Raw genomic sequence first — 20,641 nt, 5'->3', positions numbered from 1 at the left:
CGGGCGCGAGGCTGTCGACCGTCCACCCTGTCAACGCCATGTCACGCACCATAGCCTGCGCCCGGCCCGCTGGTTAAGGTCTGACGGCGGGTGATCGCGACGGGATCGAGGGAGGGCCGGATGGCGGTGCAGGCCGAACTGGCGGTGATCGGCGGGTCGGGGCTCTACGCCCTGCTCGACGGGGTGGAGCACGTGGTGGACACCCCGTACGGCGAGCCGTCGGGCCCGATCACAGTCACCGAGGTGGGCGGTCGCCGGGTGGCGTTCCTGCCCCGGCACGGTCGCGATCACCGGTACCCGCCGCACCTGATCCCGTACCGGGCGAACCTGTGGGCGCTGCGGTCGCTGGGCGTACGCCAGGTGCTGGCGCCCTGTGCGGTGGGCGGCCTGCGGCCGGAGCTGGGTCCGGGCACGTTCGTGGTGCCGGATCAGTTGATCGACCGCACCAGCGGGCGTACGCAGACCTACTACGACCGGGGCGCGGTGCACGTGTCGTTCGCCGATCCGTACTGCCCGGCCGGGCGGCGCACCCTGCTCGACACGGCGGCCGGGCGTGGCGTGCCGGCGGTGGACGGCGGGACCGTCGTCGTGGTCGAGGGTCCGCGCTTCTCGACCCGGGCGGAGTCACGCTGGTTCACCTCGATGGGCGGCACGATCGTCAACATGACCGGTCACCCGGAGGCGGTGCTGGCCCGCGAGCTGGCGCTCTGCTACACGTCCATCGCGCTGGTGACGGACCTGGACGCGGGCGTCGAGGGGGGCGAGTCGGTCACCCACGAGGAGGTGTTCCGGGTCTTCGCGGAGAACACCGACCGGCTACGCGGGCTGCTGCTGGATGCCGTCGCGGCGCTGCCGGCCGAGCGGGAGTGCCCGTGCGGGAGCGCGCTGGACGGAATCAAGCTGCCGTTCCCGCTGCCCTGAGCGCGGGAAGCGCCCGAAAAGTCGCCTTCGGCCCGATAGATTCGGCTGGTCGGGGGACAGGGCACCGGGCCGTCTCCGGCATCCGCGTACGGAACGGAGGCAGCCGGCGATGGCGACGGTGCGCGAGGCGACCTACGACCTGCTGCGCGCGCTCGGCCTGACCACCGTCTTCGGCAACCCCGGCTCGACCGAGGAGCCGTTCCTGGCCGAATTCCCGGCGGACTTCCACTACGTGCACGCGCTCCAGGAGGCGTCGGCGGTCGCGATGGCCGACGGCTACGCCCAGGGCACCGGCCGGCCCGCGCACGTCAACCTGCACACCGCGCCGGGCACCGGCAACGGCATGGGCAACCTGGTCACCGCCTGGCACAACCGGACCCCGCTGATCGTCAGCGCCGGCCAGCAGACCCGCGAGATGCTGCTGATCGAGCCGCGCCTGGCCAGCCCCCGGGCGGTCGAGCTGGCCCAGCCGTACGTCAAGTGGGCCCACGAACCGGCCCGCGCGCAGGACATCCCGGCGGCCTTCATGCGGGCGTACGCCTCGGCGGTGCAGCCACCGGCCGGGCCGGTCTTCCTCTCCCTGCCGATGGACGACTGGGACCGTCCGGCCGACCCGCCGCCGCAGGTGCGTACCGTCGCCACCCGGATCGCTCCGGACCCGGACCGGCTGCGGAGTTTCGCCGGGGCGCTGGCCGCCGCCCGTGCCCCGGCGCTGGTGCTCGGCGCGGCGGTGGACCGGTCGGACGCCTGGCGGGACGCGGTCGCGCTGGCCGAGCACCTGGCCGCGCCGGTCTGGGCCGCCCCGGCGCCGGAGCGGGCCGTGTTCCCGGAGCGCCACCCGCACTTCCGGGGCGTGCTGCCGTACGCGATCGGACCGCTGTCGGAGGCGCTGCGCGGCCACGACGTGGTGCTGGTGGTGGGCGCGCCGGTGTTCCGCTACTACCCGCACGTGCCGGGTGACTACCTACCCGGCGACGCGCGGCTGCTGCACGTCACCGACGACCCGGACGAGGCGGCCCGCGCCCCGGTCGGGGAGAGCCTGCTCGGCGACGCCGGGCTGACCATGGCCGCGCTGCGGAAGCTGCTGCCGCCGACCGACCGGCCGGCGCCGCCATCGCGCCCACTGCCGGCCCCGCCCGAGCCGGCCGACCCACCGAGCGCCGACGCGTTGTTCGCCGCGCTGGCAGCCGCGTGGCCTGCGGACGGGGTGCTGGTGCAGGAGTCGCCGTCCAATCTGGCCGCGCTGCGCCGCCGGCTGCCGATCGAGCGGCCGCGCTCGTACCTGACGATGGCCAGCGGCGGTCTCGGCTTCGGGCTGCCGGCGGCGGTCGGCATGGCCCTCGCCGAACGCGACACCGGCCGTGGCCGCCCGGTGGTCGCGGTGGTCGGCGACGGCTCTTTCCACTACTCGGTCCAGGCGCTGTGGACGGCGGCGCGGCTGCGACTGCCGCTCGCCGTCGTGGTCCCGGTGAATCAGCAGTACGCGATCCTCAAGGCGTTCGCCGAGCTGAAGCACACCCCGGGCGTGCCCGCGCTGGACCTGCCCGGGTTGGACGTGACGGCGGTGGCGCACGGCTACGGCTGCGCCGGTGCGGTGACCACGCTGGACGAGCTCGGTGCGGCGCTCGCCGCCGCGCTCGCCGCGGACCGGCCCACCGTGCTGCCGGTGCAGATCAGCACCGACGTGCCACGGATCCTGTGAACCTCAGCCGGGCCGTACGGTCAGCGCGGTACCGCTGCCGGCATCGAGCACCACGCGCCCGCCCACCGGCGCGGCGAGTGTGACGCTGACCGGCTTCAGCACGAGTTGCATGGTGCAGGGGCCGGTCGGCGAGACCACCGATCCGCCGATCACCACCACGTCCGGCCGTTCCAGCACCAGCGGCGTGGGCGGGCCGTCGCAGGCGCCGACGCCGAGCAGGTAGTCGATGCGGTTGCCCTCGACCGCCCGTAGCTGCTGCGCGGACACCAGGCCCGCCGGGAGCGGCTTGCCGGGCACCGCGCCGTCGGGGGTCCGGCCGGTGACGCGCGGCGCCACAGCGACCCGCGCCACGGGTACGGCCAGCTCGTCCACGGTGAACAGCCAGGCGGGCACCTCGGCGCGGCCCCGGCTGGTCCACACCGGTGCGCTGCCCAGCCGTACCTCGGTCACGGTGAGCGGGACGCACGGGGTCGGCGCCGAGGTCGACACCGGGTCGTCCGGGCCGGGCGATCCGGTCGGTGCCGGGTCCGGTGCGGCCGGGCGCCCGTCGCACGGCGGCGGATCGCCCTGGTCGAGTCGGGCGTACGCGTCGGCGGCGCTGACCAGCGGCACCCGCAGCGTGCCGTCGGGGAACCGGATCGTGCCGTCGGGCGGCACGGCGGCTGGGATCGGGATCTGGTCCCGGTACCAGCCGGCCCCGAACGCCGTCTTCGTCTCCGCGGTGAAGCCCGGGTCGCCGGTGAGCACTGTGGCGTCTTGGAGCGGCACGTACCCGTCCCGCCAGCCCGGCCCGGGCCGCCAGCCCGCGGCGACCTCCTCGGCCCGTTGGGTGAACGCGGGCCGCTGGTCCGGGCCGGTGGGCGGGGTACGCACCGGAACCCCACCGGGTGCGGCGCACGCGGAGAGGGCCAGCAGCGGGATCCCGAGCAGGGCGAGCACGCGACGCATACCGCTTGGACGCGTGCCGGTCCCGGACGGTTCCGGACTCAGTCCTCGCCGCCGAGGTCGGCCTGGTACGCCTCCCAGACCAGGTCGGCACCGTGCCGCCGGTGCCGGTCGAGCGCCCGCAGCAGGTCGCGGGTGCGTGCCCGCAGCTCCACGGCGGACACCCCTGGTAGGCGTACGGCGTGCTGGAGCGCTGCGAGCGCCGCGCTGATCGCGACGTGCTCGCCGACGAGCAGGCGCACGCCCCGGTCCAGCCGGGGCGCGACGCGCACCAGGTCCGCGTAGTGCCCACCCGCTCCCTCGGTGACGCGGACGTGCTCGGTGAAGCTCCGCCGGACGGGGTCCAGGTCGGTGAGAAGTCGTTCCCGCCAGCGCGGCCCGGCGGTGGCCAGTGCCCGCCCGAGGGCGCGCAGGTCACCGAGGGCGCTCGGGAGCACGGCGCTCGGCTGCTGGAGAGGACTGGTGACCATGGGACACCTCCCGCTGCTGGGTGCGAACCCGTATGGCGATGGTGGACCCGGTTCGCGGGCCTGTCCAGCGGTCGGCGCCGCCTCATCTGTCCCGTCCGCATCAGCGGCCCCGGGAGGTGACACGGACCCCGGAGACGACTGTGCGCCCCGGTCCGGGTGGACCGGGGCGCACAGGCCGTGTCGTGGAGGTGCCGGGAATCGAACCCGGGTCCTTCGCCGGTTTGTCAGGGCTTCTCCGAGCGCAGCTCGCTATGCCTCTACTCGGCCCCACCGCTCACGCGAGCAAGTTGGTGTGACGGGCCCAGTCGCTGATTGATCTCGCCGCACGGACCCCGCGACCGGGTCCGGTTGGCCAGCCTTCTAGCTGATGCCGGCAAACTGGGTCGAAGGCACTCCCAGGCCGACAGACTTGCTACTCGCCTCAGGCGGCGAGAGCGAAGTCAGCGCGATTGTTCTTGGCGCTTATTGGTTTCCGACGACCGATTCTCGAGACGACGTCGGCTTCCTCGGCTCGCTTCCCCTGTCGCTGCGTACGAAGTCGAAACCAGTCACCCCCTCGTAGCGCTGCCCCTGTCGGCAGCACACCAAGCCTAACGCCTGGCACAACCGGATTCATCCCGAGGCCCGCCCGAGGCGGGCCAGCGAATGAACCGGACATATCACTCAGCCATGCCCTTGCCGCGCCGACCCACCGCCCGGGCGATCTCCCGGTCGGCGTCCCGCTTGGCCAGGTCCTGGCGCTTGTCGTACGACTTCTTACCCCGGGCCAGGCCGATTTCCACCTTCGCCCAGCCGTCGGAGAAGTAGACCTGCAGCGGCACCAGCGTCAGGCCGCTCTCCTTGAGCTTGCCCAGCAGCCGGTCGATCTCCAGCCGATTGAGCAGCAGCTTGCGGGTACGCCGGGGCTCGTGGTTGGTCCAGGTTCCCTGGGCGTACTCCGGGATGTGCATGGCGTGCAGGTAGATCTCGCCGTCACGCTCCTGGGCGAACGCGTCCACGAGCGACGCCCGCCCGGCCCGCAGCGACTTGACCTCGGTGCCCGTGAGCGCCATGCCCGCCTCGTACGTGTCGAGGATGGCGTAGTCGTGGCGTGCCTTCTTGTTGGAGGCGACCACCTTGCGACCCTTTTCCCGTGGCATCGGCGCCACCCCCCTCCTGATCGGCTCACCGGCCACCGGCCGGCGAGCGGAGATCATGCTACCGGAACCACAAGGGCCCTCCCGCGCCGTTTATTCCGGGCGGAAGGGCCCTCGGTGAGCCGGAGGAGGCGACTAGACCCGCAGGTAGAAGCGGAGCGTGACCCAGGCGGTGACCGCGCTGACGACGCCACCGACGGCGGCCATCAGCGGGAAGGTCAGGAAGATCTCGGACCAGGAGATCGGGGTGATCAGGCCCTCCAGGGCCGCCATCGAACTGCCCGCCGACAGCAGCTTCACCGCGACCAACGCGAGCAGGCCAAGGATGGAGCCGAACAGACCGGCCACCACCGCCTCCAGCACGAACGGCGCCTGGATGAACCAGTTCGACGCGCCGACGAGCTTCATGACCGCGACCTCACGCCGCTTGCTGTACGCGGCGACCTGAATGGTGTTCGCGACGAGCAGCAGGGCGGCGATCGCCATCACGGTGGCGATCGCGAGGGCGCCGTTCTGGAACCCGCTGAGCACGCCGAAGACCTTGTCGAGCAGCTTGCTCTGGTCGACGATCGTGTCGATGCCCTCGGTGGCCTTGTACTTGTCGTAGATCGCCTTGTACTGCTCCGGGTCGTTCAGCTTGACCCGGTACGACTCGGGAAGCTGGTCCGGCTTGACGGCGCTGACCAGGTCCGGGGCGTCGGCGTACATCTGCTGGAAGCGCTCGTACGCCTGCTCCTTGTTGACGTACGTCGAGTCCCTGACCAGCGGGTCCTGGTCGAGCTGCTGGCCCAGCGCGTCGACCTGTTCCTTGGTGGCATCGGTCTTCAGGAAGATCGAGACCTCGACGTTCTCGTAGTAGAGGTCCTTCATGTCGCCGACCTTCTGGTACAGAAGGCCGCTGCCGCCCAGCATGAACAGCGACACCGCCATTGTGATGATCATGGCGATGGTCATGGTGACGTTGCGCCACAGCCCGACCAGTACTTCGGACAGGACGTACTTCATCCGCATCGGGATATTCCTCCGGCTCTCCGGCGTGAGGTTTCGTCGTCAGGGTCTACGGAACGTCGTCCGGCTCAGCCGTAGACGCCGCGGGCCTGGTCGCGCACGATGCGGCCGCTCTCGATCTCGATGACCCGGCGTCGCATCTGGTTCACGATGTTGGAGTCGTGCGTGACCATCACGACGGTCGTACCGGTGCGGTTGATCCGGTCCAGCAGGCGCATGATCTCGATCGAGGTGTCCGGGTCCAGGTTTCCGGTCGGCTCGTCGGCCAGCAGGATCAGCGGCCGGTTGACGAACGCCCGGGCCACCGCGACACGCTGCTGCTCACCACCGGAGAGCTCGTGCGGGTAGCGGTGCTCCTTGCCGCCGAGGCCGACCAGCTCCAGCACCTCCGGCACGACCCGGCGGGCGACCGCCTTCGTCTTGCCGATCACCTCCAGCGCGAACGCGACGTTCTCGTACGCGGTGCGGTTCGGCAGCAGGCGGAAGTCCTGGAAGACGCAGCCGATGGAACGCCGGAAGTGGGGTCGCTTCCAGGAACGCATCGAGGTGACGTCCTTGCCGTTGACGACGACCCGGCCCTTGTTGGGCGTGACCTCGTGCAGCAGCAACTTGATGATGGTGGACTTGCCGGAGCCGGATGGACCGATGAAGAAGACGAACTCGCCCTTCTCGATCGAGACGGACACGTTGTCGAGCGAAGGCCGGGACGCCTTCGGGTACGTCTTCGTCACTTGCTCAAGCTGAATCACGGGTCGGTAGTCTACGCGGTGTAACCGCAGAGCCAAGCCCCCCGCCCCGCCGAAGCGGCGCGCGTCGTCGATTCACCCGGTCAGACCGAGATCGATGACGCGCTGCGTCCGACCGTGATCACGCACCGTCAGCGGAGAGCTGCTGCTGCTTCCGCCAGCGGATTCCCGCCTCGATGAAGCTGTCCAGTTCGCCGTCGAAGACCGAGGACGGATTGCCCGTCTCCTGTTCGGTACGCAGATCCTTCACCATCTGATACGGGTGCAGGACGTACGAGCGCATCTGGTCGCCCCAGGAGCTGGTGCTGCCGGTCTTCAGGCCGGCCAGCTTCTCCTCCTCCTCCTGCCGCTTGCGCTCCAGCAACCGGGCCTGGAGCACCCGCATCGCGGAGGCCTTGTTCTGGAGCTGGGACTTCTCGTTCTGGCAGGTCACCACGATGCCGGTGGGGATGTGGGTCAGCCGCACCGCCGAGTCGGTGGTGTTGACGCTCTGCCCACCCGGCCCGGACGACCGGTAGACGTCCACCCGGACCTCGTTCTCCGGAATGTCGATGTGGTCGGTCTGCTCGGTGACCGGCAGCACCTCGACGCCGGCGAAGCTGGTCTGCCGGCGGCCCTGGTTGTCGAACGGGCTGATCCGCACCAGCCGGTGCGTGCCGGACTCCACGCTGAGCGTGCCGTAGGCGTACGGCACCTTCACCGTGAAGGTGGCCGACTTCAGGCCCGCCTCCTCGGCGTACGAGGTCTCGTAGACCTCGGTCGGGTAGCCGTGCCGCTCGGCCCAGCGCAGGTACATCCGCAGCAGCATCTCGGCGAAGTCGGCGGCGTCCACGCCACCGGCGCCGGCCCGGATCGCGACGAGCGCCTCCCGCGAGTCGTACTCGCCGGAGAGCAGCGTGCGGACCTCCATCTCCTGGATGGCCTTGGTCAGCCCGGCGATCTCCGTCTCGACCTCGGTCAGCACGCCCGGGTCGTCCTCGGCCTGGGCCAGTTCCAGCAGCACGCCGGCGTCGTCGAGCCGGGAGCGCAGGTCACCGAGCTTGGTGATCTCGCCGTTGACGTACGACAGCTGCGACGTCACCTGCTGCGCCTTGGCCTGGTCGTCCCAGAGGTCGGGCGCGGAGGCCTCCTGCTCCAGCCGGGCCTTCTGCTCGCGCAGCTTGTCGAGGTCGAGCACAGCCTCGATGTTGCGCAGCGTGGCGTCGAGATCCTTGAGCTGTTCGGCGTAATCGGCAGCGGTCACGACAGACAAGACTACCGGCGCGTGCGAGGAGTGAGCTTGCGAGCCCCGCAGTCACGCGCGAAAAGTCGGCGCTGCGCGTGCGAGGAGTGAGCTTGCGAGCCCCGCAGTCACGCGCGAAAAGTCGGCGCTGCGCGTGCGAGGAGTGAGCTTGCGAGCCCCGCAGTCACGCGCGAAAGACTGCTGCGTGGGTCCGTCGACCTGTTGCAGGTGGTCAGCCGACGGGCGCGGTCTTCAGCCAGGACAGCGCCGCCTTGTGGTAGGCGACGGCGAACTCCAGCGCGCTGGCGTCGTAGCTGTCGCCCTCCTTCTTGGCGTTCTTGACCTGCTCCCGCACCGCCGCCAGCGCCTCGGTGTGATACTCGTTCGCCGAGGCGTACAGGTTCTTCAGCTGGCTCGACGAGTGCAGGTTGCCGAACGCGATCCGTAGCGCTATCGGGTTACGGATGGTGTCCTTGCCGGGATTCTCCGCCAGCCAGCGGGAGAATGTCCGTTTCCCGGCCGCCGTCAGCGCGTACGGCTGACTCATCCGCGGCCCGGGCTTGCCGAGCCGCACCAGACCCTTCTCGGCCAGGACCGGCAGCTCCCGGTAGACCTGACTGCGGGTCATCGACCAGTACGGCGCCAGCCGGCGCTCGGCGGCGGCCATCAACTGGCCGCCAGTCATCGGGCCGTCGTGCAGCAGGCCGAGCAGAGCTGCTGCCGTCGGGTTGACTCCGGATTCCGCCATGCCCTCTAAGCTGCCACTTTGTCGGCTCTGGCGTCCAGGATTTGCTTATTTCGGCACCCGATGACGGGTCCGATGTGCACTGTCGGGTGAGGAAGAGGGCCCGCCCCGGCCGGGACGGGCCCTCGTGGAGCGTCTCAGCCCATGTGCGGGTAGGTGTGATCGGTCGGCGGGACGAACGTCTCCTTGATCGTCCGCGGCGACATCCAGCGGACCAGGTTGTGCCAGGAACCCGCCTTGTCGTTGGTGCCGCTGGCCCGGGCGCCGCCGAACGGCTGCTGCCCGACCACCGCGCCGGTCGGCTTGTCGTTGATGTAGAAGTTGCCGGCGGCGTACCGCATCTTCTCCGCCACCTGGTCGACCACCCGGCGGTCGGTCGCGAAGATCGACCCGGTCAGCGCGTACGGCGCGATCGACTCGGCCTGGGCGACCACCTCGTCGAAGCGGGCGTCGTCGAAGACGTGCACGCCGAGGATCGGCCCGAAGTACTCGGTGGTGAACGTCTCGTGCGCGGCGTCGGAGCACTCGAACAGCGTCGGCCGGACGAAGTAGCCGACCGAGTCGTCGGCGGTGCCTCCGGCCAGGATCCGGCAGGAGTCGTCGCCCTTGATCAGCTCCAGCGCGGCGGTGTGCCGGCCGAACGCCTTGTCGTCGATCACCGCGCCGCCGAAGTTGCTGAAGTCGGTCACGTCGCCGTAGGTCAGCGAGTCGGCGGTGGCGGCGAGCCGGTCGCGCAGCCCACCCTCCCAGATCGACCGCGGGACGTACGCCCGGGAGGCGGCCGAGCACTTCTGGCCCTGGTACTCGTAGGCGCCCCGGATCAGCGCGGTGTGCAGCGCGTCCACGTCGGCGCTGGAGTGGGCGACCACGAAGTCCTTGCCGCCGGTCTCGCCGACCAGGCGGGGGTAACCCCGGTAGCGGGCGATGTTGTCGCCGACGGTCTTCCACAGGTGCTGGAACACCTTGGTCGAGCCGGTGAAGTGGATGCCGGCCAGGTCCGGGTCGGCAAGCACCACCTCGGAGACCTCCTCGCCGCGCCCGGTGACCATGTTGATCACACCGGGCGGCAGGCCGGCGGCCTCGAACAGGCGCATGGTGAAGTGCGCCGCGAACTGCTGCGTCGGGGACGGCTTCCAGACCACCGTGTTGCCGAGCAGGGCCGGCGCGGACGGCAGGTTGCCGGCGATCGCGGTGAAGTTGAACGGGGTGATCGCGTAGACGAACCCCTCCAGCGGCCGGTGGTCGAGGCGGTTCCAGATCCCGGGCGAGGACAGCGGCTGCTCGGCCAGGAGCCGCCGGGCGAAGTGCACGTTGAACCGGAGGAAGTCGATCAGCTCGCACGCCGAGTCGATCTCGGCCTGGACGGCGGTCTTGGACTGGCCGAGCATGGTGGCCGCGTTGAGCGTGTCCCGCCAGGGGCCGGCGAGCAGGTCGGCGGCGCGCAGGAAGATCGCGGCCCGCTCCTCGAACGGCAGCGCCCGCCACATCGGCGCGGCATCAGTGGCGGCCCGGACCGCGGCGCGGGCGTCGTCGTGGGTGGCGTGCCCGGTCACGCCGAGGACGTGCGCGTGCTTGTGCGGCTGCACCACGTCGATCGACGCGCCGCCGGCCATCCGGCGCTCACCGGCGATCGTCATCGGCAGCTCGATCCGCTCGGCGGCCAGTTCGGCCAGCCGCCGCTGGAGCCGTTCCCGGTCGGCGCTGCCGGGCTCGTAGGTGTGTACCGGCTCGTTGAGCGGCTCGGGTACGGAGAACACGGCGTCCATCACAGGCTCCTGGCGATCTCGGCGGCGACGGCGAAACCGGACCCGCGGGCGCCGGCCGGGCGGCCGGACGCCGGACGCCGCGGGGTGCAGCGGCGGCGGGACCTGGCCCGATTCTGTCACGACAAGCCCGCTCCGGACGCGCCTCCCCGGCACAGCGGGCGGCCAGGCCGACTCCGGACCGTCGACCCCAACCGACCCGATCCCGACGAAACATCGGACCACGACTCCTTTTTTCGTCGATTCGTCAGAGCGCACCCGGTGGACCGACGCGCAGGCACACGACCCCGCCCCGTCGGGCGGGCATGCCCGGCTCGCGGATATCGGCCATTGATCCACTCCATCCCGGGGAGGTGGCGGTGTCCGAGCTCTCGGGATGCCACCACATCGGCGAACCGCAGTCGATCAAGGCGCGCCCGCCCGAGGAGCGGCAGCGCGCCGCGTACGCTGGATGACCGGTGACCTGCCCGGCGCGGGGAGATCCGGCGACCGTCGAAGGGAAGACGATGAGCAACCAGCCCGGCAGCTCCACGGCCGCGGAGACGGACCAGCCCGAGGCCGTCGAGCCGACCACGGGCGAGGCGACGGCTGCCGAGGCGCCGGCCGGCTCCGACCACGGGCCGTCCGGCGAGGCGGGCACCGACGCAGCAGCCGGGCACGAGGCAGGCGCCGACGAGGTCGTGGCCACCGGCGGGCGACCGGAGTTCGCGCCGGGCGCGCTCGTGCTCGCCCTGCTCTCGATCGGGTGGCTGGCCGCCATGCTCTGGTCCACCCGCGAGGCGATCCACTCGACGGCGGCCGGCGTCACCGCGATCAGCCTCTCCGCGTACGCGCTGCCCGGCGTCATCACCGCGGCGCTGGTCACCGGCGCCACTGTGGCCCTGCTCGCGACCAACCGGCTGGGCCGCACCACGCTGCGCTTCCTGGCCGCCGTCGGCACCGGCCTCCTGGTCGGGCTCGTCACCGCGGTGGCGGTCAACCTGACGTACGCGGACAACGCCACCACGAACACGATCGCCGGCACCGCGGCGGCAGCCGCGATCATCGGCGGGGCGATGGCCGGCGCGCGTCAGGCCCGGGTGGTCGGGGCGATCACGCTCGCGACGCTCACCGCGCAGATCTTCGTGGTGCTGTTCAGCCGCGCCCGCGATCCGCTGTCCGAGCTGTTCGGCGCCGGGGAGACCCAGCAGTCGGTGCTCGACGCTGCCAAGTGGGTCTCGCGTACCGAATCGCTGCTCGCCGGACTGCTCGCCGGCCTGGCCGCGTACCTCTATCTGACCTGGTCCCGGCGCCGGGCGGAGCGCCGCGACGGCGCGGCGTCGCCGCTGCGCTGGCCGGCCTACCTGGTCGCCGGGGCGGGCGCGGGCCTGCTCCTGCTGCTCACCGAGGTGATCATCCGGATCGGCGGGCGCGGTCTGCTCGACCTGGCCGCCGCGCTCAGCGAGGCCGACGAGGTGGCGCAGACCGCGCTGGGCACCTCGCGGGTGGACAACGGGATCTGGGTGCTCTTCGTGGGCGCGCTGACCACGCTCATCGTCTTCGGGCGCACGCTGGGCCCGCGCCCGGTGGACGACGACGAGGACGAGCCGGCGACCTGAGCCGCCGTCAGCCTGCTTCGCGTAGCAGCAGGTCCAGCTCGGTCACGTCGTACCACTCCAGTTCGTGGTCCTCGGCGCCGTCGACTGTGAACTGGGCGTCCGGGTCGCCCGCCTGGGCCTCCACCACCACGTCGACGGCGGCTGCCACGTCCTCGACCGCGTCCGCGCCGTCCACGTGCAGCGCGGCGACCGACTTCACCGGCACCGGCCCGGCCGGCCGGACCACGCTCGATCCCAGCTCGCCGCCGACCCGGCCGAACGCACGGGCCGGCAGGTCGGCCGAGACCACCACCCGTCGCCGGGGCGCGGCGGGGTCGTGCCGGAGCAGGAGCAGCGCGTCCTGCGCGGCCCGGGTGAAGGCAACGTACTCCAGTTCCTCCTCGTCGCCCTCGGCGTACCACTCGCGTAGCTCCGGGGTCACGGCGTGCGCCGCCTCGGCGCTCAGCCCCTCCTCGCGCAGCCGGGCGAGCATGGGGACGGTAGCCGGCAGGTACACCCGGACAAGCTCGTCGGTCACGGGTCACTCCCACACTCAGGCCGCTCGTCGGCGGACGCCGACTCCGGGCGCCGATCATGCCGTACGCCGAGACCGTCATACACCCGGCACCCGCGCGGGTGAAGTCTTCCGCCGGTGTGTCTCCCGAACGAGCTCCCGGCGATGTCAGCAGGTGATGGCAAACTGAGGCAAACGAAACCAACGCCGGGAGTCACACCGTGGAGTCGAGGTTCCTGCTGCTGTCCGACGTCGCCGCCGAGCTGAACGTCTCGGACTCGCAGGTCTACCACATGGTCCGCAGCGGCGAGCTGCCCGCCATCAAGATCGGTGGCCGGGGCCAGTGGCGAGTCGAGCGCGCCCGGCTGGAGGAATACATCGAGCGCAAGTACGCCGAGACCGCCGAGTGGGTACGCGGCAACCCGCTCGGCGAGCGCGACGAGGAGTGACCGCCCGGGGACCGTGAGCCATTGACGGCGGTCGCAGGCATCCGGGAAGATGAGAGCCTATCGGAGGCAAACGAAGGCAAACGCAAGGATTCGAGATGGTCGACACCCGCCGTCCCCGCGCACCCCGCCCGCCGGTCCGTCTCCGGCCCGCCCCGCCGCTCGACCCGCCGTGCACCGACGAGGAGCCGGCCTGGAGTCCCGTCGGGCAGCTCACGCTCGACCTGGCCGACCCGCGCCGCCGTACCGCCGCGCGCCCGGCCGGCCGGGCCCCGGACCCGGCACCCGCCTGGCCACGCTGGTCCGGCGCACAGGCGTCAGCCCTCGCCTCCGCCACACCCGAGGGAGCACGGGCGGCGCACCGGTTCGTGCGCACCTTCCTGGAGATCGTCAACGGCTTCCGACCACCCGGTCAGCTCCGGCCGCTCTGCCTGCCCGAGTCGGCCGGCCCGGTGGCCGCCGAGCTGACCCGTGCGGCCCGCCGGGTGACGCCGGTCCGCCGCCGTACCGCCCGGCCGGCGCTCCTGCTGCGGCGCCTGCGGGTGTGCGAGCCGCGCCCGGGCGCGGTCGAGGCCACCGCCGTGTTCGCCGGCGCAGCGGGCGCGAGCTGGGCGGTGGCGGTACGCCTGGAACGCCGCCGAGGCACCTGGCTGTGCCTGGTGCTGGACGTCCTTTGAGCCCAGCCATCGCCGCCCCGACCTGGCTCGACGCGCCGCGGGCCACCCACGTCGATCGGTGAGCGGGCGTAGTCAACCGGCTCCCGGCTCCCGGCTCCCGGCTCCCGGCTCCCGGCTCCCGGCTCCCGGCTCCCGGCTCCCGGCTCCCGGCTCCCGGCTCCCGGCTCCCGGCGAGATCTTGGTACCAAACGGCCCCCATAGGGGCCCTTTCCCACCAAGATCTCCACCGCTCCCACCAAGCGGAACGCCAATCTCGCTTAACGGGAGGCTCGCCGCAGCAACCAGCCGAACGAGGATCTCCGGCCCCACGCCACCCCACAAACCCCGCGATCTTGCACTTCGGACCCTCGATGCCGGCATGAATCGGTCACAACGGGGGCCGCAACTGCAAGATCGCCGAGGGAGGGCGCGGGGACGGGCGCGGACGGGCGGGAAGATGGGCGGGAGGACAGCGACGGGCCCCGGCCGGGAGGCCGAGGCCCGTCGTGGGGGCGTTCGGGGTCAGTTGCCGCCGTTGGGCGAGCCGTGGCAGCGCTTGTACTTGCGGCCCGAGCCACACGGGCAGGGCGCGTTACGGGACGGGCCCTCGCCCCCGTCGACCTGGCCCGGCGCGGCCCGCCGGGCGGTGCTCGCGGCAACCGCCTGGCCGCTCGCCCCGGCCGGCGCACGGCGCGGCGTGGAGGCGGCCGGGCGCTCCGAGGACTGCTGCCCGATGCCGAGCGCCGGCGCCTGCTGCTCGGGCCGCTCGATCACCGGAGCGCCCCGGCCGGCCTCGCCGTCCACGGCGGGCGCGGAGTATTGCAGGCCCTGCTGCTGCGGCGCGCGGTTGAGACCCTTGGCCCGGATCTCCACCGGCTTTTCCAGCAGCTGCACCTCCTCGGCCTCCGGCTCCGCCTCCTCGACCTGCACGTCCAGGTTGTAGAGGAAGCCGACCGTCTCCTCCTTGATGCCGTCCATCATGGAGGCGAACATGTCGAAGCCCTCGCGCTGGTACTCGATGACCGGGTCGCGCTGGGCGTACGCCCGCAGGCTGATGCCCTCCTGGAGGTAGTCCATCTCGTAGAGGTGCTCACGCCACTTACGGTCGATCACCTGGAGCAGGACCATGCGCTCGAGCTGGCGTACCGCCTCCTCGCCGAGGTTCTCCTCACGCCTGTCGTACGCGGCGTGCGCGTCCTCCTTCAGGCGGGCGAGCAGGAAGTCCTGGTCGATGCCGGAGCGGGAGCCGACCTCCTCCTCCAGCTCCTCGACTGTGACGCCGACCGGGTAGAGCTGCTTCAGGCTCGACCAGAGCTGGTCGAGGTCCCAGTCCTCGGCGTAGCCGTCGCTCGTCGCGCCGACCACGTACGCGGTCACCACGTCGTCGATCATGTTGCGAACCTGGTCGGACAGGTCCTCGCCGTTGAGCACCCGGAGACGCTCGGCGTAGATCACCTGGCGCTGCTTGTTCAGCACCTCGTCGTACTTGAGGACGTTCTTGCGGATCTCGGCGTTCTGGCCCTCGATCTGGGCCTGGGCGCTCCTGATCTGGCGGGTGACCATCTTCGACTCGATGGGCACGTCCTCCGGGATGTTGAAGCGGTCCATCACCGCCTCGACCGCGCCGGCCCGGAAGCGCTTCATCAGCTCGTCCTGGAGCGACAGGTAGAAGCGGGACTCGCCCGGGTCACCCTGCCGGCCGGCGCGACCGCGCAGCTGGTTGTCGATCCGGCGGGACTCGTGCCGCTCGGTGCCCAGCACGTAGAGCCCGCCGGCGGCGGCCACCTCCTCCGCCTCGACGTCGCACGCCTGCTTCCAGGTCGGAAGGATCTCCTCCAGCGCCTTGGCGTACTCCTCCGGCTGCTCGACCGGGTCGAGCCCGCGCTGGCGCAGCTCGTTCGCGGCGAGGAACTCGGGGTTGCCGCCGAGCAGGATGTCCGTACCGCGGCCGGCCATGTTGGTCGCGACGGTGACCGCGCCCTTGCGCCCGGCCTGCGCGACGATCTCCGCCTCCTTGGCGTGGAACTTCGCGTTCAGCACCGAGTGCGGGATGCCCCGGCGGCGCAGCATGTGCGACAGGATCTCGGAGTTCTCCACCGAGACGGTGCCGACGAGCACCGGCTGGCCCTGCTCGTGCCGCTCGGCGATGTCCTCGACGACGGCGTTGAACTTGGCCTTCTCGGTCTTGTAGATGACGTCGGGCCGGTCGAGCCGGACCATCGGCCGGTGCGTCGGGATGGTCACGACGCCGACCTTGTAGACCTTGTTGAACTCGCCCGCCTCGGTCTGGGCGGTACCGGTCATGCCGGAGAGCTTCTCGTAGAGGCGGAAGTAGTTCTGGAGGGTGATGGTGGCCAGGGTCTGGTTCTCCTGCTTGATCTCCACCCCCTCCTTGGCCTCGATCGCCTGGTGCATGCCCTCGTTGTAGCGGCGGCCGTGCAGGATGCGGCCGGTGAACTCGTCGACGATCAGAACCTCACCGTCGTTGACGATGTAGTCCTTGTCGCGCTTGTAGAGCTCCTTGGCCTTGATCGCGTTGTTCAGGTAGCCGACCAGCGGGGTGTTCACCGACTCGTAGAGGTTGTCGATGCCCAGGCGGTCCTCGACCTTGGCCACACCGCGTTCGGTGATCGCGATGGTGCGCTTGGCGTAGTCGACCTCGTAGTCGCCCTCGCCGTCGGTGCCGGGCTGGAGCCGGGCCACCACGGTGGCGAACTCCTGGTACCACCGGGCGGAGTGCTCCGCCGGACCGGAGATGATCAGCGGGGTACGCGCCTCGTCGATCAGGATCGAGTCGACCTCGTCGACCACGGCGAAGAAGTGGCCGCGCTGGACCAGCTCGTCCTTCGACCAGGCCATGTTGTCGCGCAGGTAGTCGAAGCCGAACTCGTTGTTGGTGCCGTAGGTGACGTCGCACTCGTAGGCCGCGCGGTGCTCGGTGGCGGGCCGGTTCGGCAGCACCACGCCGACGCGCAGGCCGAGGAACTCGTGGACGCGGCCCATCCAGGCGGCGTCGCGCTCGGCCAGGTAGTCGTTCACCGTGATCACGTGCACGCCCTTGCCGGCGAGCGCGTTCAGGTAGACCGGCATGACCGAGGTCAGCGTCTTGCCCTCACCGGTCTTCATCTCGGCGATGTTGCCGAAGTGCAGCGCCGCGCCACCCATCACCTGGACGTCGTACGGGCGCTGGCCGAGCACCCGCGAGGCGGCCTCGCGGCACACCGCGAACGCCTCGGGCAGCAGGTCGTCGAGGGTCTCGCCATCCTCGAGCCGCTCCTTGAACTGGACGGTCATGCCGCTGAGCTCGTCGTCGCTGAGGTCGACGTAGTCGTCCTCGATCGAGTTGACGGCGGCAGCGATGGCCTTCAGCCGACGCACCATGCGGCCCTCGCCGGCGCGAAGGAACTTTTCCAGAATCGACACGGATCAACGCTCCCCTAGACGGTCTCGAACCATCGTAGGCGCTCCGAGGCGACGATGGTCACTGGTGGCGGCGGTCCGGGCTCCGGAACCCGACATAACGCCGCGACCGTGCGCCATCGGCCGCTAATCGGGTTACGCCGTGCGCGAACGATCCGGCACGATGGCTCGAATGGAGCCTGTGGAGATCATCGAGGACGGCCTGCTGCTGCGCCCGTGGCGTGCGGAGGACGCCGACGCGGTGTACCGCGCCTGCCAGGATCCGGACATCCAGCGCTGGACCACCGTACCTCGCCCGTACCTGCCGGAGCACGCCACCGGGTTCGTCACCATGATCAGCGCCACCGGCTGGGCCGAGGGCACCGCAGCGCAGTTCGCGGTCTGCGACGCCGGCACCCGTGAGCTGCTCGCCTCGATCGGCCTGGTCTCGGTCGACCGCGCGCGGGACTCGGCCGAGGTGGGTTACTGGACGGCGCCGTGGGCCCGGGGCCGGGGCGTCGCGGTCCGCGCCACCCGCGCCCTCGCCCGCTGGGCGTTCGACACGCTCAAACTGCTCCGGCTCACCTGGCAGGCCGAGATCGGCAACCACGCCTCCCGGCTGGTCGCGCTCCGGGCCGGCTTCCGGATCGACGGTGAGCTGCGGCTGGCCCACCCCAGCCCCGGCGGCCGGGCCGAGGGCTGGATCGGCTCGCTGCTCCCCGGCGAGGTCGCCGCCACGGGCGACCCGGTCCCCTACGGCCCGGACACGCTCCAGGCCCGCCGGGCGGCGGTCTTCGGCCGGCCGCAGCCGGTCCTGTTCGCCACCGCCGGGGACACCGAACTGCGGCTGCGCGCGCTGGAGGAACGCGACCTGGCCGAGGTGACCCGCACCTGCCAGGACGATCAGACGATCCGCTGGACCACGGTGCCGCACCCGTACCGGCCGGAGCACGCCGAGGGCTTCCTGCGCGACCTGGTGCGCCCGGCCTGGGCGCGGGGCACCGCCGCGACGTTCGCCGTGGCCGACCCGGACGACCGCTACGTCGCCTCGGTCGACCTGCGTCTGCTGCCCGGCAACCCGCTGGTGGCCGACGTGGGCTACATGACCGCGCCGCACGCACGCGGCCGGGGCTACCTGCCGGCCGCGCTCGCCGCGGTCTGCGCCTGGGGCTTCACCACGCTCGGCCTGGCCCGGATCGAGTGGCGGGCGAACGTGGGCAACACCGCCTCGCGGCGGGCCGCCGAGAAGGCCGGCTTCACCGTCGAGGGCACGCTGCGCGGCGGCGTCCAGCACCGCGGCGAGCGGCAGGACGTGTGGATCGGCGGCCTGCTGCCGGGTGACCTGGCTTGACCCCTGAGACGATCGAGGGGTACGGCGTACGGCTGCGGCCGTGCCACCTCGCGGACGTGCCCGAGATGGTGGCCGGGTGCGCCGACCCGGAGACCCGCCGGTTCATGCCCCTGCTGCCCGACCCGTACGACTCCGACGCCGCCCGGTGGTGGATCACCGAGGGCGCGCCCGCGGCGTGCGCGGCGGGCGGAGCCGCGTACACGATCGCCGACCCGGCGAGCGACCTGCTGCTCGGCAGCATCGGGCTGACAAGGCTCAGCGCGGAGCGGGCCACGTACGAGATCGGTTACTGGGTGGGACCGGCGGCGCGCGGCCGGGGCGTGGCGAGGGCCGCCACCCGCCTGCTGACCGAGCGGGCGTTCGCCGCCGGAGCGGCCCGGCTGGAGTTGCTCACCCGCACGGAGAACGTGGCGAGCCAGCGCATCGCGCTCGCCTGCGGCTACCGGCACGAGGGCGTACGCCGGGCGGCGGGCGCGGGCGGCGACAGCGTACGCCAGGATCTGATCGCCTGGGTGCGGCTGGCCGACGACCCGCCCGGGCCGGTCGCCCGCCTGCTGCCGGACCTGCCGGACGGCCGGCTGACCGACGGCGTGGTGACGCTGCGCCCGGTGGAGCCGGCGGACACGGACGCGCTGTTCCGGCTGCATTCGCTGCCGGAGGTGGTGGCGAACCGGGTGCCGCCGGTGCCGCCGGAGCGGTCGGCGCTCGCGCGCCGCTGCCGGCTGGCGGCGAGCCGCTGGCTCGCCGGCGAGGCCGCCGACCTGGCGATCCTCGACGCGGCCACCGGCGCTGTCGTCGGTGGCTGCGCGCTGTTCTACGACGAGCCAACCACCGGGCAGGCGATGATCGGATACAGCCTGCTGCCCGAGGCGCGCGGGCGCGGGCTGGCGGCCCGGACGGTCCGGCTGGTCGCCGGGTGGGCGTTCGGCATGGGGGTGGCCCGGCTCTGGGCCGGCACCCGGCCGGACGACGTCGCCTCGCAGCGGGTGCTGGAACGCGCCGGCTTCCGGCGGGAGGGGCTGTTGCGCGGCCGGCTGCCCGGCCCGGACGGGGGCCGTGTCGACTCGGTGGTCTACGGCCGGCTGGACACTGACGACAGCTGCGGACGGGCCCCCGCGCGGGGGCCCGTCCGCACCGGTCAAGGGGTCACGCGTCGAGCTGGATGATCCCGTAGTCGTACGCGTGCCGCCGGTAGACCACGCTCGGGCGGCCGGACTCCTTGTCCTGGAACAGGTAGAAGTCGTGGCCGACAAGTTCCATCTGGAACAGCGCGTCGTCGACGGTCATCGGTTCGGCGGGGTGGACCTTCGCGCGGGCGATGTGCCACGGCTGGTCGTCGGGTTCGCCGTAGCCGCTCTCGTCGGGGCGTTCGGCGACCGCGGTGGCGGTGCCGTGGCCGTCGAGCGCCGCCAGGCCGGGCCCGTCGAGGTCGGCCACCGGCAGGCCGGCGGTCGCGGCGGCCACGGAGATCGGCGCGTGCCGGCCACGGTGTACCCGACGACGGTCCGCCGCGCGGCGGAACCGCGTGTCCAGCTTGGCAATGGCGGCGTCGAGCGCGCTGTAGAAGTCGTTCGTGCAGGCCTCGGCCCGGATGACCGGGCCGCGCGTCACGCACGTGATCTCCACCCGCTGGCAGGTGTCCGCCTGGCGTGGATTGCGCTCGTGGAACAACTCGACGTCCACGCGAATGAGCTTCTGGTCGTAGCGTTCGATCTTCGCGAGCTTCTCGGCTACGTGCACCCGGTAATGGTCCGGCACTTCGACGTTACGGCCCTTGACCACGATGTCCACGTGACCTCCCTTGTTCGGACGGTCGTTCGGTCCGGATCATCCGGCCGACGCACCCGGGAGGGCCCCGCTCGGCGTCGACCGGTGTTGTTCGGCTACGCCTCCTTCCAGTGCCGGGGGAAGGTTTGAAGTCTCACTACCCCCGACACCGAAACGCTAACTCCTGTACGGCCACCCGTCACCCCTGGTTGCCGAAGGCGGTCGCGAAATTTAACAGCTCATACACCTTGGGGTGAAACGGATACACGAAGC

18 protein-coding genes and 1 other RNA gene are annotated in these 20,641 nt (G+C 71.7%); 7 read left to right on the top strand and 12 right to left on the bottom strand.

The window, feature by feature from the left end; all coding sequences use genetic code 11:
• The first annotated feature begins 120 nt into the window (after nucleotides 1–120).
• Together KSK32_RS17665 and mdlC are read left to right on the top strand one after the other, a co-directional pair.
• A complete protein-coding gene (locus KSK32_RS17665; protein WP_216932204.1) occupies nucleotides 121–921 on the top strand; it encodes an S-methyl-5'-thioadenosine phosphorylase in 801 nt (266 codons plus the stop codon).
• Nucleotides 922–1,030: 109 nt separating this feature from the next.
• Nucleotides 1,031–2,623 (top strand): benzoylformate decarboxylase, encoded by a 1,593-nt coding sequence (mdlC, locus tag KSK32_RS17660; protein WP_216932203.1) that lies wholly within the window; start codon nucleotides 1,031–1,033, stop codon nucleotides 2,621–2,623.
• Between the two features lie 3 nt (nucleotides 2,624–2,626).
• Here mdlC and KSK32_RS17655 read toward each other — a convergent pair whose 3' ends face one another.
• From KSK32_RS17655 to pruA, 9 genes are all read right to left on the bottom strand, one after another.
• Nucleotides 2,627–3,571, bottom strand: a complete 945-nt coding sequence (locus KSK32_RS17655; protein WP_216932202.1) for a hypothetical protein — start codon at nucleotides 3,569–3,571, stop codon at nucleotides 2,627–2,629.
• A gap of 38 nt (nucleotides 3,572–3,609) precedes the next feature.
• Nucleotides 3,610–4,038: a hypothetical protein gene (locus tag KSK32_RS17650; protein WP_216932201.1), complete on the bottom strand. Its 429-nt coding sequence runs from the start codon at nucleotides 4,036–4,038 to the stop codon at nucleotides 3,610–3,612.
• A 180-nt stretch (nucleotides 4,039–4,218) separates the two neighbouring features.
• Nucleotides 4,219–4,594, bottom strand: a transfer-messenger RNA (tmRNA) gene (gene ssrA / locus KSK32_RS17645).
• A 103-nt stretch (nucleotides 4,595–4,697) separates the two neighbouring features.
• Complete coding sequence (gene smpB / locus KSK32_RS17640) at nucleotides 4,698–5,177, bottom strand: SsrA-binding protein SmpB (RefSeq protein WP_013284227.1); 480 nt, start codon at nucleotides 5,175–5,177, stop codon at nucleotides 4,698–4,700.
• A 132-nt stretch (nucleotides 5,178–5,309) separates the two neighbouring features.
• Nucleotides 5,310–6,185: a permease-like cell division protein FtsX gene (gene ftsX, locus KSK32_RS17635; protein ID WP_216932200.1), complete on the bottom strand. Its 876-nt coding sequence runs from the start codon at nucleotides 6,183–6,185 to the stop codon at nucleotides 5,310–5,312.
• A gap of 65 nt (nucleotides 6,186–6,250) precedes the next feature.
• Entirely contained in the window at nucleotides 6,251–6,931 is a 681-nt protein-coding gene (gene ftsE, locus KSK32_RS17630; RefSeq protein ID WP_013284225.1) for a cell division ATP-binding protein FtsE, read from the bottom strand.
• 118 nt (nucleotides 6,932–7,049) lie between these two features.
• Nucleotides 7,050–8,171: a peptide chain release factor 2 gene (gene prfB, locus KSK32_RS17625; protein ID WP_216932199.1), complete on the bottom strand. Its 1,122-nt coding sequence runs from the start codon at nucleotides 8,169–8,171 to the stop codon at nucleotides 7,050–7,052.
• Between the two features lie 211 nt (nucleotides 8,172–8,382).
• Nucleotides 8,383–8,898, bottom strand: coding sequence for a PadR family transcriptional regulator (locus tag KSK32_RS17620; RefSeq protein WP_216932198.1), 516 nt, complete (start codon nucleotides 8,896–8,898; stop codon nucleotides 8,383–8,385).
• Between the two features lie 134 nt (nucleotides 8,899–9,032).
• Nucleotides 9,033–10,661 carry an L-glutamate gamma-semialdehyde dehydrogenase gene (gene pruA, locus KSK32_RS17615; RefSeq protein WP_216932197.1) on the bottom strand — a complete coding sequence of 543 codons (1,629 nt, stop codon included), beginning with the start codon at nucleotides 10,659–10,661 and terminating at the stop codon, nucleotides 9,033–9,035.
• 503 nt (nucleotides 10,662–11,164) lie between these two features.
• Between pruA and KSK32_RS17610 the strand changes: the two genes are divergently transcribed.
• Nucleotides 11,165–12,256 carry a hypothetical protein gene (locus KSK32_RS17610; RefSeq protein ID WP_216932196.1) on the top strand — a complete coding sequence of 364 codons (1,092 nt, stop codon included), beginning with the start codon at nucleotides 11,165–11,167 and terminating at the stop codon, nucleotides 12,254–12,256.
• A gap of 7 nt (nucleotides 12,257–12,263) precedes the next feature.
• Here KSK32_RS17610 and KSK32_RS17605 read toward each other — a convergent pair whose 3' ends face one another.
• Entirely contained in the window at nucleotides 12,264–12,773 is a 510-nt protein-coding gene (locus KSK32_RS17605; RefSeq protein WP_216932195.1) for a hypothetical protein, read from the bottom strand.
• 197 nt (nucleotides 12,774–12,970) lie between these two features.
• On the opposite strand from KSK32_RS17605, the gene KSK32_RS17600 reads away from it, so the two are divergent.
• Nucleotides 12,971–13,198, top strand: a complete 228-nt coding sequence (locus tag KSK32_RS17600; RefSeq protein WP_013474124.1) for a helix-turn-helix domain-containing protein — start codon at nucleotides 12,971–12,973, stop codon at nucleotides 13,196–13,198.
• Between the two features lie 95 nt (nucleotides 13,199–13,293).
• Nucleotides 13,294–13,872 carry an Rv3235 family protein gene (locus tag KSK32_RS17595; RefSeq protein WP_216932194.1) on the top strand — a complete coding sequence of 193 codons (579 nt, stop codon included), beginning with the start codon at nucleotides 13,294–13,296 and terminating at the stop codon, nucleotides 13,870–13,872.
• 501 nt (nucleotides 13,873–14,373) lie between these two features.
• Here the strand turns inward: KSK32_RS17595 and secA are convergent.
• Nucleotides 14,374–17,274 carry a preprotein translocase subunit SecA gene (secA, locus tag KSK32_RS17590; RefSeq protein ID WP_216932193.1) on the bottom strand — a complete coding sequence of 967 codons (2,901 nt, stop codon included), beginning with the start codon at nucleotides 17,272–17,274 and terminating at the stop codon, nucleotides 14,374–14,376.
• Nucleotides 17,275–17,443: 169 nt separating this feature from the next.
• Here secA and KSK32_RS17585 point away from each other — a divergent pair, with 169 nt between their 5' ends.
• Both KSK32_RS17585 and KSK32_RS17580 read left to right on the top strand, forming a co-directional pair.
• Complete coding sequence (locus KSK32_RS17585; protein WP_216932192.1) at nucleotides 17,444–18,601, top strand: GNAT family N-acetyltransferase; 1,158 nt, start codon at nucleotides 17,444–17,446, stop codon at nucleotides 18,599–18,601.
• Nucleotides 18,598–19,767 (top strand): GNAT family N-acetyltransferase, encoded by a 1,170-nt coding sequence (locus KSK32_RS17580; RefSeq protein WP_254187091.1) that lies wholly within the window; start codon nucleotides 18,598–18,600, stop codon nucleotides 19,765–19,767. The genes KSK32_RS17585 and KSK32_RS17580 overlap by 4 nt, the downstream gene beginning before the upstream one ends.
• Here the strand turns inward: KSK32_RS17580 and hpf are convergent.
• Nucleotides 19,748–20,392: a ribosome hibernation-promoting factor, HPF/YfiA family gene (hpf, locus tag KSK32_RS17575; RefSeq protein WP_018787590.1), complete on the bottom strand. Its 645-nt coding sequence runs from the start codon at nucleotides 20,390–20,392 to the stop codon at nucleotides 19,748–19,750. The genes KSK32_RS17580 and hpf overlap by 20 nt on opposite strands.
• Between the last annotated feature and the right edge of the window lie 249 nt (nucleotides 20,393–20,641).

Source organism: Micromonospora sp. WMMB482, from assembly GCF_019038635.1.
Taxonomy (GTDB): domain Bacteria; phylum Actinomycetota; class Actinomycetes; order Mycobacteriales; family Micromonosporaceae; genus Micromonospora; species Micromonospora marina.
This window is presented reverse-complemented; position numbering and strand designations above follow the sequence as displayed.